Origin of the sequence: Ruegeria sp. 6PALISEP08 (genome assembly GCF_001238295.1) — a bacterium.
In the GTDB taxonomy this organism is placed as follows: domain Bacteria; phylum Pseudomonadota; class Alphaproteobacteria; order Rhodobacterales; family Rhodobacteraceae; genus Ruegeria.
In genome coordinates this window covers 219,984-238,205 of the sequence record NZ_LGXZ01000007.1, presented here as the reverse complement: position 1 = coordinate 238,205, position 18,222 = coordinate 219,984, and the positions used below count along the sequence as shown (strand labels likewise).

Below are 18,222 nucleotides of genomic sequence, written 5' to 3'. Positions count from 1 at the left end.
ATGGCAAAATCCCTTCCGACCGACGTACAGGTCGCCATCATTGGCGGTGGGATCGTTGGCTGTGCCACCGCCTATCACCTCGCCAAAGCAGGTTGGTCCGTCGCCCTGTTCGAGCGCAAGAAACTGACAAGCGGAACGACATGGCACGCCGCAGGTCTGGTCAGCGAAACCCAAGGCGTGCCGGTCATGTCGGCGCTGGCGAAATACGGCCTCGACCTGATGGAACGTCTTGAGGATGAGACCGGGCAGAATACCGGTTTCAAGCGCAATGGCTCGATGACTGTGGCGCTGACCGAGGCACGCATGGAGGAACTGCGCCGCAAGGTCGATTATGCCCATGGCTGTGGCCTGCGCGCCGAAGAGATCAGCCTGACCGAGGCGCAGGAGCGCTGGCCTATGTTATCGACCGAAGGCGCCAAGGGGGCGTTCTGGTTCCCCGGTGACGGCTATACCAACCCGATCGACACCACCATGGCGCTGGCCAAAGGCGCGCGGGCGAACGGCGCGCAGATTTTTGAAGACACCAAAGTCGAACGCGTCGTCATCGAAGGTGGCCGTGCTGTTGGTGTGGAAACCGAAGAAGGGCTGGTGCGCGCCGAGCATGTGGTCAATGCCACCGGCATGTGGGCGCGTGAGTTTGGAATATCCCACAGTGTGCAGATCCCGCTGCACTACACAAACCATTACTACGTTGTGACTGACCCGATTGAGGGCGTGACCGGTGATCTGCCCGTACTGCGGGTAATGGATGAATACGCCTATTACAAAGAAGACGCAGGCAAGCTGCTGATCGGCTGTTCCGAGCCCAACGCGACCCCGTGGCTGCCCAAGGACGGCCTGCCCGAGGCGTTCGAATTTGATGAGCTGCCCTGCGATGAAGAACACCTCTATCCCATCTTGGAGGCGGCAATGGAGAGGGTTCCGGCCTTGGCGGAAAGCGGCATTCGCAAGTTCTTCAACGGGCCGGAATGCTTCACACCAGATGCCAAACATTACCTCGGTCCAATCACAGATGTGACAGGGTATTGGGTTGCTGCCGGTTTCAATTCGACCGGCATCCAGAACGGGCCAGGCGCGGGCAAAGCGCTGGCTGAATGGATCATGGCTGGCCACATGACCATGGACCTGACAGATGTCGACAGCCGTCGCATTATACCCGGCCTGAACGCCCGCAGCTATACCGCAACTAAGGCGGCCGAAACGCTCAGTCACGCCTATGCGATGCACTGGCCCTATCTGCGCAAAACACAGGCGCGGGGCTTGCGCCGGACGCCTTATTACACCCATCTACGCGACGCGGGCGCGCAATTCAGCAGCGCCAATGGCTGGGAACGGCCCCTCTTCTATGGGCGTGAGATGACGGACGGGTTCGGACGCGAGCCCTGGTTCGACGACTGGCAGGCCGAACATCAAGCGCTGCGCACCGATCTGGGCTGCATCGATCTGACCTTTGGCCGGTTCATCGTGGACGGGCAAGATGCCGAGGCGGCGATGCAGCGGCTTTGTGGGGCGAATATGGCCGTTGCTCCGGGTGCTCTGGTCTATACCCATATGTTCAACCCGCAAGGCGGGATCGAGGCGGACGTGACCGTCGCGCGCCTGAATGCGACCCGCTACATGGTCATGTCTTCTGCCGGGGCTGAACCGCAAACCGAATACTGGCTGAAAACGCAACTGGCGGACACAGCAGTTTCAGTGGTCAATATCACGTCATCCGAGGCCACGCTGGCCCTGATGGGTCCGCGCGCGCGGAACTTCCTGGCCGGGCTGACCGATGCCGACCTGTCAAATGTCGTCTTCCCATTTGGCTCGTGGCAGGCATTGCATGTTGGTCATGCGCCGGTCCGCGCACAACGGATTACCTATGTCGGCGAATTGGGTTGGGAGTTGCACGTCCCTGCCGAATTCGCACAGCAGGTGTTTGAAACGATCATGGCTGCGCCTGATGCGCCACGCCTGTGCGGCGGAATGGCCGTAGATAGCTGCCGGATCGAAAAGGGCTTCCGCCACTGGGGCCACGACATCGGCCCACATGACAGCCCGGTGGACAGCGGCCTGACTTTTGCTTGCGATTTCACAACCGAGTTTACCGGCAAAGCGGCGATCGAAACTCACAAATCGACCGGCCCTGCGAACCGCTTGTTGTCTTTCCGGCTGGACGACCCAAATGCTCTGGTCTTCGGCAAGGAACCGATCCTGTGTGACGGGCAAATCGTCGGGCGGTTGACGTCGGCAAGCTACGGCTGGAGCGTCGGTGGCGCCATTGGCATGGGCTATGTCTCGCGGTCCGAAGGCATGACGATGAAAGCTCTTGCTGCGCGCAACTATCAGGTGAAGGTGGCTGGGCGCGCTGTAACGGCACAGGCCAGCCTGCGACCGCTTTACGATCCGGACAATGCCCAGATGCGCGGGTAACCACCGCGCATCCTCAGACGGTTTGACCAAACACAAAGACCGCGTTGTCAGCCGTCCCCGCCCATCTCATTGATTGCGGCAAGAAGGCGCGCGATTTCCTGTTCCGTGTTGTAGTGACAAAACGAGATGCGAATACAATCGGACAACTCCAACGGTGTCAGGACATTGCCCGAATAGTGATCCGCTTTGCGCGTGTGGGTGCGGATACCCTGTTGGTTCAAAACCTCAACCACATCTTCCGAGGCTTTGCCGTTGATCACAATAGACACCAGCCCTTCGCGCGCGGGGTTGTCGGCCCCTGCCAGGATGGTCACGTGATCCATGTCCCGCAGGCCCGGCAGATTGCCCGTGCCGTTGATGGCAGTATTGGTCAGGTGGGTCTCATAGGAGTGGATGGCACGGCCCGCAGCCTCGATGCGCGCGCGGGGGTCGGCTTCACCCGAAACCTCTCCGCCCAGCCAGTCGAAATAAGACACAACGTCCGAAACGGTTGCGTAAGACCCAGCGTCACGGGTTCCAAACTCCCAACCGGTGGCGGGCGCGTCGATCAACATGTCGTGCGGCAGCGCGCTCAGCCTGTCCGAGATCCAGGCTATTCCATACCCATGGCGCGAAAAAACTTTGTACGGAGAGATCGCGTAGCCATCGACATTGTAGCTATCAAGATCAAGCTGTCCGTGTGCCGCGTGCTGAATGCCATCAACGATGATCAGGCATTCCGGTGCGACGGCGCGAATGGCGGCTGAAATCGCTGCCACATCCATGCCCATTCCTGTAACGGGCGACGCATGAAGGATCGTGGCCACTGCAACGTCCGGGCTCATCAACCCCGCATAATCCTCGGCGGTCACCAACCCGGTATCATTGTCATGGGGCACGTTCACATAGTCCAGACCCGCGATCTTTGCCCAACGGCGCGCGGCGCTGCGAGTGGCGGGGTGTTCGATGGACGACCCGATCGCCTTGGCCCCGTTTGGCGCAGCCAAACAAGCGGTGCGGATCATCCGGAACAACAATTCCGTCCCGCTTTCCCCGGCAAAGAACTGTCCGCTGGTGACATTCATAAAAACGGCCAGATCCTGCTTGGCCTTGTTGATCACGTTCTGAGTGCCCTGCCCCGCCGGGTTGATCCGACCGGGATTGTCTGGAATCGCGGCGTAAAAGGCCGAAGTTTCTGCAACGGATTTCAGCGTCAGCGCGCCACCGGCATTTTCGAAAAAGATCCGTTCGCCTTGAAACGGGCAGCTGTCGACATGAGCGAAACGATCGCGGATTGCGTCTATAAGGGCGGGGTTGTCTTGGATCATGGGTCTTCCTGTAAATGTTCAGATCGCACGGCTTACGATCGAGCGGCAGAGCTCGGCCACCGCGATGTGGCTTTGACGGGTGAACCCGTCGACGTTGTCGTCGACGATTCCGTGGGTTGAATTGATCAGACCGTTGGCGACCATGGTGTCAAGCAGCAAGGCCTCGTGGTCGGGTGTGTGCAGCAGTTTGGCATTGCTTGCCCGGGCGGCCATGGCAGCTGCAATTGCGGTGCAGCCCCAGTTGGAACAGGCGGCAGTCACTAGCACGTCACAACTGGTCACTGCGCCGATCCCACCACCGCAGCCACATTGGCAAGCGTCACCATAGGGCACATGCGCCTTCACGTGGTCGGCGACCTTGCCCATGCCGATCTCATTGCCGCCGTCGCCAACGGCGACAACAGGAACGCCACGCTCCAATGCCAGATCAAACAGTAGATCAACGCGGGCACGACCCATTCCATAGTCAATACCACGCATCGAATGATAGACGCCGAATTCGTTGCGCCCGACCCGCTCTGTCGAAAACAACAGATCGGGGTTCAGCTCATCCATCAGGGTTTCAGCCTGCGCCTGTCCCCCGACGTCATCCGTGGCATAGGGCAGCATGACGATCGTGGCGAGGCTTTTGTCCGCCTTGGCAATAGATGCTTGTTCCAATGTCACAGGAAACAATCCCGCAGCCTGGCAGGTGTTGCGGATCGCCGGCAGCAAAGTGTCTTCGCACAGCAAGACGCAGGTCACGTTACGCGCCAGTACCAGCGCCCGCGCAATGGCCGCCGCGCCCGAGGGGCCGTCATTTTCGCCCAGATCAGGTGTGATCCAGGCGCGCGAAACCGAACCGGTCGTTATCACCACGGTCCCGCCCTCGGGCACTGCCATCAACGTGTCCGCCGCCGCGCCGATCAACGACTGACCTTCAAGCGCGCGTGCGGCCTCGAACAGGTGCTCGACGCCGCGTTCGCCCATATCGATATTCACCAACTGATCCAGCCGATTGTCCAACCGAGTGATCAGAGCCTTGTCAGCCATTCACGTTTCTCCAAACAACGTTGCTGCAAACCAAGCCTTGTCGTTCAGGTGGTTCGCTGTCTGGCGCATTGCCGACAAGAGAGTGTCGGTCACAGCCATCGCACCTCCGACACGAGCCACAGCGCCGGACGTTGGCTTCAATCGGATTGAAACGCGCCCTCCCGGCTGTCCATGAGTGTTGACGGTTACAATCCCTTTGTCCCGCAGCATCAACATGCCAATGGCAGCCGTCACTTCGGCAGGCACAACATCGGTCTTTTCTGAGTCAGCCATGCCCAGGACAATGTCCATCGCGTCCTGTTCGTCTATCTTGGGTCCCAGCGCCGAGCGAGACACGCGACCAACGCCCAGCGCAGATTCAAGCGCGTCAGCCAGGTCTTGTCCGTCTTGCGCTTCCTGTAACAACAGATCCGGAGCGAACCCCTGAAGACTGCGCATTGCACCAACCGCAACGGGCGCGCGTGCCTCCATCCCCAATTCGCTGGCCTTGGCCTGCACTGGGATCAACACTGCCGGATCGCCACAAAAAACCCCCGCACGGGGACCGGACAGCCCCGCTTTGTCGGCATTGGTGATCACCAGATCCGCTCCAAAGGAAAGCGAATCCCCACCGCCATGCAGCACCGGACGGAATCGCGCACCGTAAGCGTCATCAAGGAACGTGACACAGCCCGCCTTGTTCCCCGCCGCCACTGCATCGCGGATCAGGTCATCGCTCAGCATGGACAGTTCCGAGGTGACGGGCGTGATTACGAACAGCGCCGGGCTGTCCTTGGCCAGCGCCTGGTGCATCGCGTCCAGGTCGTGCACTTCGCGCACCTGCACATTAGCCAGCCGCGCCCCGCGCAGAACCGAGGCATGGCTCCGGTCGCCGTGCGCCACCAGAGACAACACCGGCCTGCCTGCTGAATGCGCCAGTATGGTGGCAACGATCCCGGCACTTGTACGGTTCACCACCGCTGCTGCCTCGTGCCCCTGCCCACCCAGATGAACGATTGCGGCCTGGCGCAGTTCTTCACCAAACAGGCCCGGACCGATCCATTCTTCGCACAACAGGTTCAAATCGTCCGGCGTTGCTGGATAGAACCGCAGGTTTCCCGTGCAAATGGCGACCTTGTCGATACCTTCGCGTGCTACGAAATCCGCAGCAACACGGCCCGCCTGCGCCAACCTGCGCACCTCATCGGCTGAACTTTGCAACAGCGCGCCGCGGGCGTATCCCACGCTTGGATCGATGGCGTTACCGAACCGGTCCGTGCTCACGCGCCGTCCTCAATGTTGATGGTGACACATTTGCGGTAGGTGTAGGCTTCCAATGCGCCTTCGATGGAGTATTCGCTGCCCATACCCGATTGCTTGGTGCCGCCATAAGACATGCCGGGAATCTGACCACCGCCCTGATTGACCTGTATCCAACCCGCATCAATGGCGCGCGTCAGGCGCGTAATGCGGCTTACGTCATGAGTGAAAAGGAACGCTGCCAACCCGTAATGAGTGTCATTTGCCATGGCGATGACTTCTCCTTCCGTCTCGAAGGGAATGGCCACCATGACAGGGCCGAACACCTCTTCCCGAGCAATGCGCCAATCGTTGTCGACACCAGTGATGATTGTCGGGTTGGGGCAGAACCCTGCGGGGTCTTCGACAGGCGTTTCTCCGATCAGGAAGGTTGCCCCTTCTGCTTCGGCCTCGGCCACATAGGCGCGTATTTCGCCGTAGCGTTCCGCGTTCACCACCGCGCCCATATCCACATCCGGATCCAGTGCATCGCCGACGTTCAAAGCTGCCGATTTTTCGGCCACTTTGGGCATGAGCTCATCCCAGATGTCCTTATGCACAAACAGGCGCGATCCGGCGGTGCAGCTTTGACCCTGACGAGCAAAGCGCATGGCGTTAGCCACCTGCTGCGCGGTGCTGTCCAGACGGCCCCCGGAAATGGCGTCCGGGAACACGATCGTCGGTGACTTTCCCCCCAGTTCCAGCGTCAGCTTGGCAATGCGATCAGAAGTGGCCTTGCCAATCAGCTTGCCGACCTCGCTTGAACCGGTAAAGGACACCTTGTCTACATCGGGGTGGGAAGCCAGCGCCGCGCCTGCCTCTTCACCCAGCCCCGTCACAACATTGAAGACGCCCGGTGGAAACAGTCCATCCGCCAGTTCAGCCAATTTCAGAATCGCCAGTGGCGCATCTTCAGCCGGTTTCAACACCAGACAGTTTCCGGTTGCCAATGCCATGGAGATTTTTACAGCGCCCAACTGGAGGGGCGAGTTCCACGGAATGATCGAACCCACAACACCATGTGGTTCTCGGGTGGAGTAGCTGAATTGACCCGGTCCAAGTGGCAGGGTTTCCCCTTTTTGTTCGACCGCTACGCCACCGTAATACTTAAGAACCCCGGCAGCCCCCATCGCTTCGCCCCGCGATTGGGTCTTGATCGCGTTGCCACTTTCCGCCGCCAATACGCGAGCCACTTCTTCGGCGTTCTCTTCCAGGCGACGGCCGAGCTCTGTGAGACGTTTGCCACGCTCACTAGCCGCCAAGGCGCGCCACGTCGGCAGCGCGGCACGAGCGGCGGCGACGGCCAAATCGACCTCGGTTGACGTGCCGCGACCAACCTCGCAGATCGGGCTGCGGCGCGAGGGGTTTTCGACCACCAGCCGCCCTTCGGGCCAATGCCAGGCACCGTTGATATAACTACCGGCCAAACCCACATCGGGCAGTTTCGGTTCCAAGTATGTCGTCATCTCTGTTCTCCTTGGCGAACCGCAGTTTCAAAAATGCGCGCCGCCTGAGGGGGGTAACAGCGGCGTTGGGATCGGATGAAAGCTTGAACCCGACCCCAATTCAATCAGATCTTCGCGCGAACCACTGCCCAGGCGTCATCCAAGGCGCCCTTGAAACGTTCAGTGGCAATATCAATCTCATCTTCGTTGATGATCAGCGGCGGCATAAAGCTCATCCGATCGCCAATCGCCCGCAGGTACAGACCCCGATCATGGGCAAAGTTCTGCACAAGCTCACCCACTTTCCAAGAGGGATCGAACGGTTCACGGGATTTTGCATCCTTCATCAGCTCGAAGCCGCAGAACAGACCGACGCCGCGCACTTCGGCCACCAGCGGGTGATCGGCCATCGAGTGGCATTTTTCGAGGAACCGGGCCGAAACCGCGCGGACGTGACCCACCAGATCGATTTCATCGTAAATATCCAGTGCCTCTAGACCGACGGCAGCGCCAACCGGGTGACCGGCATAAGTATATCCATGGCCAAAGGTGCCAACCTCGTCCGAGTTCTTTATCATGTCGGCATACATCTCATCCTTGAACATAAGGGCCGAGATCGGGAAGAACGCAGCGGACAGCGCCTTGGCGCAAGAGATCATGTCAGGCTCCAGCCCCCAGGTCTGTGACCCCCACATATTGCCGGTTCGACCAAAACCGCACACGACCTCATCGGCCAGGAACTTGATGTCATACTTGCGCAGTACCGCCTGCATTTCCCTCCAGTAGCCTTCAGGCGGCATCAGCGCCCCGCCACCCGAAATGGCCGGTTCGGCAAAAAAGGCCGCCACGGTTTCCGGGCCTTCCGCCAGGATCAGCTTTTCGAAATTCGCCGCCATCCGGGCCGAAAACTCTTCTTCACTCTCGCCGTCGATATGGAAACGGTAATAGTTCGGCAGCTCGGTGTGCTTGAACTCGGGCAGCGGCAGGCCGAACTTGGCATGCATGTGCGGTTGCCCCGACAGGGACACCGTCGCCACCGTATTGCCGTGATAGCCCCGCACCCGGCCAATGATCTTGCGACGCTGCGGCTCGCCACGGGCCGTGTTGGTGTACCACAGCAACTTGATTGCAGTGTCGTTTGCCTCGGATCCCGAGCACTGGAACATCACCCGGTTCATTTTGCCCGGCGCCATGCCTATCAGACGTTCACCCAGCTCGGCCACCCGCGGGTGCGAGCGGTTGTAGAAGGTTGGTGCAAAAGGCAGCACATCCATCTGTCGCTTGGCGGCATTCGACAATCGTTCGTTGTGATAGCCCAATGATACACAGCCCAGCCCGGAAAACCCGTCGATGATCTCTCGCCCTTCGCTGTCGTAAATGAACACCCCTTTACCATGCGTGATCATCGTCGGGCCGTCTTGGGCATGTTGGCGCAGGTTCGACTGAGGATGGACGTGGTGCGCCTTGTCCTGTTCGATCGCGCGTCGGGCGTCAACGTTCATGGGGATGCTCCAAATGAAAATCTGCCGGAACTTCACCTTTTTATTGACTGAATTTCAATTTCGAAGTTTTTTGGTTTTCGTGAATTTGATTCAGGCTAAAAACACATGAAACCGCTGCTCGATCTACGGCATCTGCAACTGATCCAGGCAATAAACGAAACCGGTCGGATCACCGATGCCGCCAAGAAACTGGGGGTCACACCATCGGCCCTGTCGCATCGCCTGCGCGAGGCCGAACGTCGGCTGGATGTGCCCCTGTTCACCCGAATGCACAAGAAACTGCGTCGGACACCGGCGGCGGATTACATGGCAATCGTGGCAGAACGCATCCTCACCGATCTGAGCCGCGCGGAAGAGGACGTGCGGCGCATGAATGCCAATGTGCAGCATGTGGTGCGACTGTCGGTCGAAGCCTACAGCAACTATCGCTGGCTGCCCTCCTTCATCAAATTTATGAAATCACGTACCGACGGGATCGATATTCAGATCATGGCTGGTGCGCGCAGTGATCCGCTGACCGGGCTTTTGAACCGGCATCTGGACATTGCGATTACCTCAGGCAAGGTGTCGCAGGCCGGACTCAGCAGCATCAAACTGTTTGACGATCCTCTGCTTTACATCATGCCGCCGTCACATCGTCTGGCAGATCGCCCATATGTGGAAGGTTCTGATATCGTGGGCGAGCCTTTCATCACCTATACCAAGATCCCCGAACCAGACAGGGAATTTGCGCTGTTGTTTCGCCCCACGGACAGCTACCCGAAATGGGCCGCGACCGTTGAACTGCCCGAGGCGATTGTCGAACTGGTTGCCTCGGATCTGGGCACAAGTGTGTTGTCCAACTGGGCGCTTCAATCCGCATTGAAAGAAGGTCGCATCGTTGGTGCCCAGGTTACTCAGGACGGGATTTCCGTGCCTTGGCACGCGGTGTTGCGCTCGGAGGATCTCGAAGAAGGAGATCCGATTTTACAAATCGCCAAGCTGTTGTCGGAATGGTGCGACCTGCCCGGCTGCGGGTTTCATATGAATTGAAGTCAGATCTATTGCAAACTTGTTCCCATTGATGCACGCGAAGGCAGACAGTGAGAGGACGTTGGCCCAATGCCAGGCCGAGGCGGGGCTTATTCCTAGTGATGCAGCCCGTGCGATTGAGGCTTTGTCGACCCAGCTGCTCGACAAGGATCAAATGCAGGCAGACATGCTGATCGTGGGTCGGCCCATCGTCGGACTTATTCAGCAGATGCGCACCACGCTTGGTGATCACGCCAAATACTTTCACTTCCGTGCAACGACGCAAGACATCATGGATACGGCTCTTGCGATGCAAATGAAGATCGGGCTCACAGAGATCGATATGAAGGTACAGCGGCTCATCACCATGTTGGATCGGCATATCGACCATCATGGTGTCACAATGATGATGGGGCGCACCAACGGTCAGCACGCCGTTCCGATGCGCTTCGCCACCAAACTACGAGTCTGGAAATCTGAACTATTGCGTCGACAGAATGCAATTGATGACGCCGCGCAACGCGGGTTGAACGTTCAGATCGGAGGACCGGTTGGCGATCTGAGAGCGTATGAAAATGATGATGGTATGCAAGTCAAAGAAGCGGTCGCCAAGGCTCTGGGTCTGAACGCGGTCGATCCACACTGGCAAAATGCAAGGGACGGAATGGCGGACATTGTGACAGCGCTTGGAACGTTATGTGCGACGATCTGTAAAATCTCGCACAACGTCAATTTGCTATCCTCAACGGACATAGCCGAGATCTCTGAAGGTCGTGAAATCGGCCGCGGCGCCTCATCCGCAATGGCGCATAAGCAGAACCAACGGGCGTCGGAGTTTGGCGAGGCTGTCGGAAGACTGGGCCGTCAACGAGCCGAGCAGATTGGCGAATTGACTTTGCACCAGCACGAGCGTTCCGGCGGCGTCTGGATTGGTGAATGGATTGTGGTGCCCGAGGTTTTTCTTTTGACATCCGGGGCCGTCGATTGGGCGGGAAAACTGTTTGGCAACCTTGAAATTGACACCGATTCAATGTGGCGAAAGCTACCTAAGTCGGCAACAAACACTGAAACCTTAATGCATTGAGACAACCTCTCGGGGCTGTGGGCGCACCGGTCCTTACAAGGATTTATTAATTGTCACTATTGACAATATACTTTACGTAGTTATTTGTCAGATGTGACAATAAACGAGAGAAAACCATGCCCCGCCCCAGCCTGAAAGACCAGCGATCAGAACAGATCCTTGATGCATATCTCACCTGTGTGTCCCGTTTCGGATTGGAGGGGGCAACCCAAGAGCGAGTCGCCACTGAGGCCGGCGTCAAACGACCCATCCTGCGTCACTATTTGGGCAACAAAGACCAGATGACCGGGGCCCTAATAAACCATGTTGTAGACAGGTTTGCGCAGGCGACAATCTCCCTTCGGGGCGCGTTAGAACCAACAGGCACGACAGCAGATCTGATCGATCTGCTGTTTGATAAATCTGTCCCCAATGATCCGCGTGTAATGCTGGCCTACCAGTCGCTTGTCACATCCGTCGCCAATCACCCGTCAATGCGACAACCCCTTGTCGACAGCCTGGAACGGTTCTTTGAGGTGATCGAAGTTGTCTTGAAACGGGCTGCCCCGGATGCCTCTGCCACACAGATCCGCGCAGTCTCTCAGGGGATTGCCGCTACATATGTGAACTTGGATTCCCTGACCCCGCTCAATCCGCCTGAAGCGTGGCGCGAGGAGCTGAAACAGGCGGCACAGATTCTTGCCGCCAGCTTGGGGACGACCGTATGAGCACCCGACGCCTTTTCAACTATACGGCTTTACCAGTTCTTTTGGTTGCGGCTGTACTGGGGCTCTACTGGGTTTGGGGTCTGCTGTTTCTGTGGTGGTTGGTGCCATCGATCATGACAGGCCAGACCGCGCTGGTCTTTGACATCACACGCGATCAGGACCCGATCCTTTTCTGGGCAGTGGCGATCATTTGGGCTGTGTTCGGCTTGATGATGATCGCGGCCAGCCTGTTTCCGACCTACGCCATCTGGCTTGTTTAAGAGGTTTGTAATGACCCGCATGTATCACCGCCTTCCCGTTGACGCCTATACATCACAAGATTGGTTCGACCGCGAACAACAACTGATCTTCTCGCGAACCTGGCGCTATGCCGGGTTGGCTGAGGATGTGCCGGAACCCGGTCATTTCATTTCGGTCCAGGCCGGGCTGAACAACATCTTTATCGTGATGGGGCGCGATCACCGTCTGCGGGCATTTCATAACATCTGCCGTCACCGTGGTACACAGTTGATCCGGGCTGTCGGGAAAACGCAAAAGGCGCTGACATGCCCCTACCATGACTGGACATACGACCTCGAGGGCAACCTTATTTCTATTCCCGATGAAGCAAAGGAATATCCCAATGGGGTCGACAAATCCTGCCTCGGCCTGAAACCCGCCAGTGTCGATATCTGGCGTGGTATGCTTTTTGTGCATCCTGATCCAAATCCGCCAAGCCTTGTTGAGTGGTTCGGTGCGGTTGATCCGCTGTTGGGACCACACAAACCGGAAGAGTTGGTGGAATATCCCGATGCGCGGCAAAGCTATGAGATCAAGGCCAACTGGAAGATCGTGGTCGAGAACTATATCGACGTCTATCACCTGAGCCATCTTCATTCGAACACGCTCCACATGTATGATCATGCACGGGCGGAATACGGCTGGAAAGGTCCGCATTATCACTTCTGGGAACCGCCGGCGTCTGATTATGCAAAGGATTTGGAGAAAAACCTGCCTACACCCCGGGCAATACCGGAACCCCATATTGGCGCCTGGGTGCCAATGCTGTTTCCCGGTATAGGGCTTGGCGCGGGCGAGGATAGCTGGAACATCTTCATTATCACGCCCTTGGGTCCTGATCTGACGCGCGTGGAAAACCGCACCAAACTGGCGAATGCCTCAGGGTGGGAATTTCAGAAACAGGAATGGAGCAGTTGGAGTTTCTGGAAGGATTTCGGCGGCCCGAAATATCCTGACAGCGACGCAATCGGCGAAGATGATCCAATGGCGTCAGGTGATTTCACAGCCGAGGACATATACGCCTGTGAGCAACAGCAAAAGTCTTTGACCAGCCCGTTTTTTGAGGTCGGCCCAGCCGCCAACGGAGAAAGCCCCGTTGTCAGACACCAACAAGCAATCCTGGACTTCCTTGAGACACAAGAGGCCGGAACTTAGCCAGATGCCTTGGGTCAATATCGGATCACTCCTTCAATTGACTGTTCGTACACCTCCATCCACTCCGGCAAATTTGGAAAGTAAATGAAACGCATTTTTGCAACCTTGATCGGTACGATCCTGGCAACCGGACTGGTCTTGGCCAGTCCGTCAGACGAACCCGAGGACCTGGCGGAGCGCTATCTCAATGCAACAGATGAGGCAGCAATCGCCGCGACTTGGAAAGACTGGCACCCGAAGGCAGTGCATACTGTCACAATCAAATTCGGGTTGGGTCAGCCAGATGAGACGTTTTCCTATCCAGTGGCCGATTGGGAAACACTTCCTGATTGGCATCAGGATCCCACAGTGGTCGACGCGAAGCAGGGATACAGGGAAACCAGGCGCAATGCGCCCACAATTGCCTCAGAAACCACCGAGGGCGGCACGCGTGTCACCGCCACGACCCGTGTTGAATACATTTGGGGTGGCACAACCGGAACGCTGAATCAGACGGATGAATTCCTCATCGTCTCTCAGGCCGGCCGGATGACCATCCGTGCGCTCGACACCACGCTTGATTATCGCTGAGGCTGCTATGAACCCCAATTTCTATTCCCTGAAAGTTGCTGAAATCCGACCTGAGATCAAAGGCAAGGCCACAAGCGTGACCTTTGATTTGCCTGAAAACCTGTCAGAGACGTTTCGCTGGCAAGCCGGGCAGCATGTGACCTTGCGCTTTCATCTGAATGGCAAAGAGCAGCGCCGTAGTTACACTATTTCCAACCCACCCGGTGCCCCGCTGCGCATCACGGTAAAACGGGTGGCCAAGGGGCTGGTTTCAAATCACATCGGAGACTACCTAAAGCCCGGCGATACGGTCGATGTCATGCCGCCATTCGGTCAGTTTTCCCTGACACCGGACCCAGTGAATCGTCGCACGCACTATTTCTTTGGCGCAGGCAGTGGCATCACGCCGCTTTTCGCAATGATCAACGCGGTCCTCAAAGAAGAACCTCATTCAGTGGCCCATCTGATTTATGGCAACGCTGATAGCGAGAGCATCATCTTTAGCAAAGAACTGGACAAGCTGAAAACAGATCATGCCAACCAGTTCACACTGCGCCATGTCCTATCCGCACTTTCGCTGTGGAGTTGGGTCAGCCCGTGGCGAAAAGGACGCGTGGATGCCGAAGCTATAAAGGCCGCCGTGACGGAAACCCCGCCTGTAGCGCAAGATGTCCAATACTGGATTTGCGGTCCCGGAGCCATGAATGCGGGCGTAAAGCAGGCGCTGATGGCGCTGGATGTACCCGCGAACCGCATTCACATGGAAAGCTTCGGAGGGACAGCAGTCACAGCGTCCAGTGTGACGGGTAACGCAGCTAATGCACAAGTTGAACTGGGCGGGGCGACACACGAGGTTCCTGTTGCCGCAGATCAAACGCTACTGAATGCAATATTGTCGGCGGGCTTAACACCACCTTTCAGTTGCCAGTCCGGAGTATGCGGCGCTTGCAAAGCGCGTCTAACAAAAGGTCAGGTCCATATGCATGCTCGAATGGCCCTTGAAGACAGCGATGTCACCCGAGGAGATATATTAACCTGCCAGAGTATCGCTACCTCAGATAAACTGAGCATTAGCTTCGACAATTAGAGGCGCGGTTCTAGTAATAAGTTCGCTACCAATTTCGACGAAAACTTAGTTTGAAAGCCGTAAGTTCGTGCGGCGTCGACGTGAATAAGTACCGGGGAATCCGTTTCAAATTGTCCGAAGTGATTGGCCTGTATCCGGTTTTGCCTCTTTCTCTTTGCGACAGACGCGATGCGTAAATAGCTGCCGTTGGTGCGCTGGCAACGAAAGTCAGTATCGTCCCGCTTAGCTACTTTTCGTAGGGCGCGAGCAGAACGTCTGGATTGCGGAATTGCAATACATCCAATTCGTATCGGATCGGTTGTAGTCTTGCAGCGCTTTTAGTGTCGGTGTCATTCCAGTCCCATCGGTTCACGCGTTTTTTCAAAGTGGATTAACTTCTTGAACCGAAAGGGCCGTACCCTTTAGACGCGGGATCAGGAGAAGCTGAGATGACCTTTGTAAGCTCATACATACCACAACAGCTGTGCGCGGATGATCGCGGCGCAGTGCTTTTTGACGGCTTCTCTTCGACAGGTGGACTAAGACCCGAGTGATCTAAAACCACCCTTTTTTGTCCGAAACAGGCCGTCTCTTTCCGAGGCGGCTTTTTCTTTTTCTGGAGCATAGACATGGACCATATCATCGAAACGCTGGAGGACGTCCTCCCGCACATTGTCCCCGACACCGGGATCTTTCATTTCGACCATGATGGATACTCGGTGATCAACTACCTCTACACGCTGGACAACACGTTCGACAGCGCAGTAGCCCGGGAATGCCGAGGGTTGAAATTTAACCCCGACAGCAAACTGATCGCTCGGCCGTTCCACAAGTTCTTCAATCTGGGTGAAAAGCGCCCGGTGCAGGAAGAGCCGTGGGATGCGTCTCATGCGGTTCTGGATAAGCTGGACGGCTCGATGATCCACCCGGCGATTGTCAGGGGTGAGATGGTGTTCATGACCCGGATGGGCATTGCCGCACAGTCCCGGGCTGCATGGGCTGTTGCAGGACCTGAGGTCAAAGCACTTTGCGCCGATATGATCGCGGCAGGTTTCACGCCGATCTTCGAGTTCACTGCGCCCGAGAACCGGGTGGTGCTGGCTTATGATGTTCCGCAGCTGACCTTGCTGGCGATCCGGCATATGTGGACGGGGGCGTACATGCCACACGCGGAGCTGGAGGCCATCGCCTTTCGGCACGGTGTTCCGATCGTCGCGCAGTTCCAAAGCGTCGAGGACCTTCATCGGTTCTGGACTGATGCGCAGGCATTGGAGGGTGTCGAAGGTTATGTCATCGCGTTCGAGGACGGCCACAGGCTGAAGATCAAAGCCGACGCTTATGTCCTGCGTCACAAGGCGCATTCCGGGTTGGCACACGAAAAGAACCTGCTGGCCTGGGTTGCAAAAGGTGCCCTGGACGATGTCTTGCCGTTACTGGCACCGGACGCCGCCGCGCAGGTTCAATCCTACCATGACGATGTCATGAAGGCGGTCGATGTGCAGGCTGGCGAGATTGACGCCTTCGTGTCTGAGCACCGGGACCTGGTGCGAAAGGACTTCGCGCAGAAGGCCAAGGCAGAGCTAAACCCAAGGAAAGGTCAGTGTAACCTGGCGCGCACCAGAAAGGCTTCGACCGTATCGCCGCCAAGGGCACGAATAGCTTCTAATCGGTGGAGACCTTCGATCAGCACGAACCTCTTGTTGTCCGCGCGTATTTGAATCGGGGTCTTCTGGCCGTTCTTCAGGATATCTTCCGCAAGCGTCAGAACTTTATTTTGATCAAGTGTTTTTGCACGCTTCACAGGCACATAGATCAAGTCGAGCGGGTATGGTTTTTTCTCCAGCATAAGTTACTTGTGCAACCTTTCGTGAGTTGGCTCGGATTCGGTATTCTCATCACAATCAAACACTTATACCTGCATCACAGAACAGACCGGACAGCGCAGCGCAGTTCCTGATGCATGATCCAGGTTGCCGGTTCATCCTCACTTTCGATGTGAGAAAACGCCAGGATCTGAGCAGCACCATCAGCCTGCGCCGATCCGGCTTCGGGAAGATCCAGCTCCAGATACTCCGCGATCAATAATCCGATTTTTTTGAAGACCTTGATGGACGCCTCGCGCGACGTGTACCCAGCTGCCTGAGAAAGGTGACCAATAGTCAATCCTTCCTTTCCTGCAATTGAAAGCGCTCTGAGCATTGTCACCTGCGCAGGAGTAAACCTGATCTGGCGCAAAGCCTCTGTATATTCCCTTTCGCTGGGAACAAGGGTGCCGGAGCTTCCCTCCAAACGGCGTTGGGTGCTGCGCTCCCTGTCACGCTCTTCGAGTATTTCTTTTAGAGCTTCGATAGCGATTGCCGGTGTTTCACCGACGGCATCAGCAATCATGGCTTGTGTCTTGGCCGGTGGCTTGGGAAACGCCCGCGCTACGCTGTTGCCACTCAAAATGCCAGCTTTTATCAGGTACTTTCCGAACTCTTCTTCAATAACTCCTGACACGTCAGCATTCCGCGACTTACGAACACTGCGATCCTGAAACGCTCTCTGCTCCAGACCTCGGGTTGACTTCTTTGGACTCCGAAGAGTCACGGGAGGGGCATTTTTACGCATCAAAGAAACACCATTATTGTTATTGCTGCGATGAGCACCACTGACACGATTATCAATTTGACCCCGTAGGACCAGCGACGCGCCTTATCGGCTTTGAGCTTTTTACCCAGATTCTCGTTAATCGAGTTAAGATTCACGGCTTCGTCCTTCCGGATTTGTCAGGAGATGTTGAATTCCAACAGCCTATTGTCTCGGTACATTTTCAGCGCATTTATTGTTCTGACGCTTGAAGGGTTGATTGCATTCCCATCCATCACCTCTTCGGTTCAAATGAGCGTTTGCTGGGATGATGATTGCCATGCATTTGTCTTGGTTCGCGCGGAAACCACGCTCGCATCTCCATCCAGAATAGGCGTCAGACGCGAGGTAAGCATGATCAGGAACGGCCACAGAGTCGCAACCGGTATCCGTTGCCCTGTAACCCCTGAGGCACTCCCAGCCATCCGCCCTGGTCCTGTCAGATAAGCGCCCGTTCTCAGGAACTTCTATTTCAACACAATCCTGGCCCTCTTTGCGAAAACCCCAGTTGCAATGTGTTTCCTGTACGCCAAATCGGGTTTCGACAAACCCGTTTTCAGGTAGAAACACTTCTTCACATTTCTCTTCGACACGTTGGAACAATCGATTGCACTTCCAGTGGTCGCCTGTTGAAGCGAGGTATGCATTTACAGGAACTTCTATTTCCTCACATAGATCCTCAGCACGCTGGAAACCATGGTTGCATGCCCAGCTTGAACCGTAAGAGTTGCCAGTCAAATATGCGTTTTCGGGTGGGTTTTCTC

15 protein-coding genes and 1 pseudogene are annotated in these 18,222 nt (G+C 56.7%); 9 read left to right on the top strand and 7 right to left on the bottom strand.

Going from position 1 to position 18,222, the window contains the following annotated elements; genetic code table 11:
• The gene (locus tag ALB80_RS12715) at window positions 1-2,415 is read left to right on the top strand and encodes an FAD-dependent oxidoreductase (RefSeq protein ID WP_050604447.1); all 2,415 of its coding nucleotides are present in this window, start codon (window positions 1-3) and stop codon (window positions 2,413-2,415) included.
• Window positions 2,416-2,462: 47 nt separating this feature from the next.
• On the opposite strand, the gene ALB80_RS12710 is transcribed toward ALB80_RS12715, so the two are convergent.
• The 5 genes from ALB80_RS12710 to ALB80_RS12690 form a co-directional block, all read right to left on the bottom strand.
• Window positions 2,463-3,722: an aminotransferase class V-fold PLP-dependent enzyme gene (locus ALB80_RS12710; RefSeq protein ID WP_050604446.1), complete on the bottom strand. Its 1,260-nt coding sequence runs from the start codon at window positions 3,720-3,722 to the stop codon at window positions 2,463-2,465.
• Window positions 3,723-3,740: 18 nt separating this feature from the next.
• Entirely contained in the window at window positions 3,741-4,754 is a 1,014-nt protein-coding gene (locus ALB80_RS12705) for a glutamate cyclase domain-containing protein (protein ID WP_050604445.1), read from the bottom strand.
• Window positions 4,755-6,017 carry a selenocysteine synthase gene (locus tag ALB80_RS12700; RefSeq protein WP_050604444.1) on the bottom strand — a complete coding sequence of 421 codons (1,263 nt, stop codon included), beginning with the start codon at window positions 6,015-6,017 and terminating at the stop codon, window positions 4,755-4,757.
• Entirely contained in the window at window positions 6,014-7,498 is a 1,485-nt protein-coding gene (locus ALB80_RS12695; protein WP_050604443.1) for an aldehyde dehydrogenase family protein, read from the bottom strand. Before ALB80_RS12695 ends, ALB80_RS12700 begins: the two co-directional genes overlap by 4 nt.
• A 104-nt stretch (window positions 7,499-7,602) precedes the next feature.
• Entirely contained in the window at window positions 7,603-8,979 is a 1,377-nt protein-coding gene (locus ALB80_RS12690; protein ID WP_050604442.1) for an aminotransferase, read from the bottom strand.
• Between the two features lie 105 nt (window positions 8,980-9,084).
• Here ALB80_RS12690 and ALB80_RS12685 point away from each other — a divergent pair, with 105 nt between their 5' ends.
• The 8 genes and pseudogenes from ALB80_RS12685 to ALB80_RS22680 all read left to right on the top strand — a co-directional run.
• Window positions 9,085-10,011: a LysR family transcriptional regulator gene (locus ALB80_RS12685; RefSeq protein WP_050604441.1), complete on the top strand. Its 927-nt coding sequence runs from the start codon at window positions 9,085-9,087 to the stop codon at window positions 10,009-10,011.
• A 31-nt stretch (window positions 10,012-10,042) separates the two neighbouring features.
• On the top strand, window positions 10,043-11,074 hold the full coding sequence (locus ALB80_RS12680; RefSeq protein WP_083445297.1) for a lyase family protein: 1,032 nt from the start codon (window positions 10,043-10,045) through the stop codon (window positions 11,072-11,074).
• Window positions 11,075-11,190: 116 nt separating this feature from the next.
• Window positions 11,191-11,781 carry a TetR/AcrR family transcriptional regulator gene (locus ALB80_RS12675; RefSeq protein WP_050604439.1) on the top strand — a complete coding sequence of 197 codons (591 nt, stop codon included), beginning with the start codon at window positions 11,191-11,193 and terminating at the stop codon, window positions 11,779-11,781.
• Window positions 11,778-12,041 carry a hypothetical protein gene (locus ALB80_RS12670; RefSeq protein WP_050604438.1) on the top strand — a complete coding sequence of 88 codons (264 nt, stop codon included), beginning with the start codon at window positions 11,778-11,780 and terminating at the stop codon, window positions 12,039-12,041. The genes ALB80_RS12675 and ALB80_RS12670 overlap by 4 nt, the downstream gene beginning before the upstream one ends.
• 10 nt (window positions 12,042-12,051) lie before the next feature.
• Window positions 12,052-13,215 carry an aromatic ring-hydroxylating dioxygenase subunit alpha gene (locus ALB80_RS12665; protein ID WP_050604437.1) on the top strand — a complete coding sequence of 388 codons (1,164 nt, stop codon included), beginning with the start codon at window positions 12,052-12,054 and terminating at the stop codon, window positions 13,213-13,215.
• An 84-nt stretch (window positions 13,216-13,299) separates the two neighbouring features.
• Entirely contained in the window at window positions 13,300-13,785 is a 486-nt protein-coding gene (locus ALB80_RS12660; RefSeq protein WP_050604436.1) for a hypothetical protein, read from the top strand.
• Window positions 13,786-13,792: 7 nt separating this feature from the next.
• Window positions 13,793-14,851, top strand: a complete 1,059-nt coding sequence (locus ALB80_RS12655) for a 2Fe-2S iron-sulfur cluster-binding protein (protein WP_050604435.1) — start codon at window positions 13,793-13,795, stop codon at window positions 14,849-14,851.
• Window positions 14,852-15,459: 608 nt separating this feature from the next.
• A pseudogene (locus ALB80_RS22680) lies at window positions 15,460-16,158 on the top strand (RNA ligase); the annotation flags it as partial.
• A 269-nt stretch (window positions 16,159-16,427) separates the two neighbouring features.
• On the opposite strand, the gene ALB80_RS21870 reads toward ALB80_RS22680, so the two are convergent.
• On the bottom strand, window positions 16,428-16,676 hold the full coding sequence (locus ALB80_RS21870; RefSeq protein ID WP_083445296.1) for a ParB N-terminal domain-containing protein: 249 nt from the start codon (window positions 16,674-16,676) through the stop codon (window positions 16,428-16,430).
• A 74-nt stretch (window positions 16,677-16,750) separates the two neighbouring features.
• Window positions 16,751-17,440, bottom strand: a complete 690-nt coding sequence (locus tag ALB80_RS12645) for a hypothetical protein (protein WP_157054203.1) — start codon at window positions 17,438-17,440, stop codon at window positions 16,751-16,753.
• Window positions 17,441-18,222 lie beyond the last annotated feature (782 nt).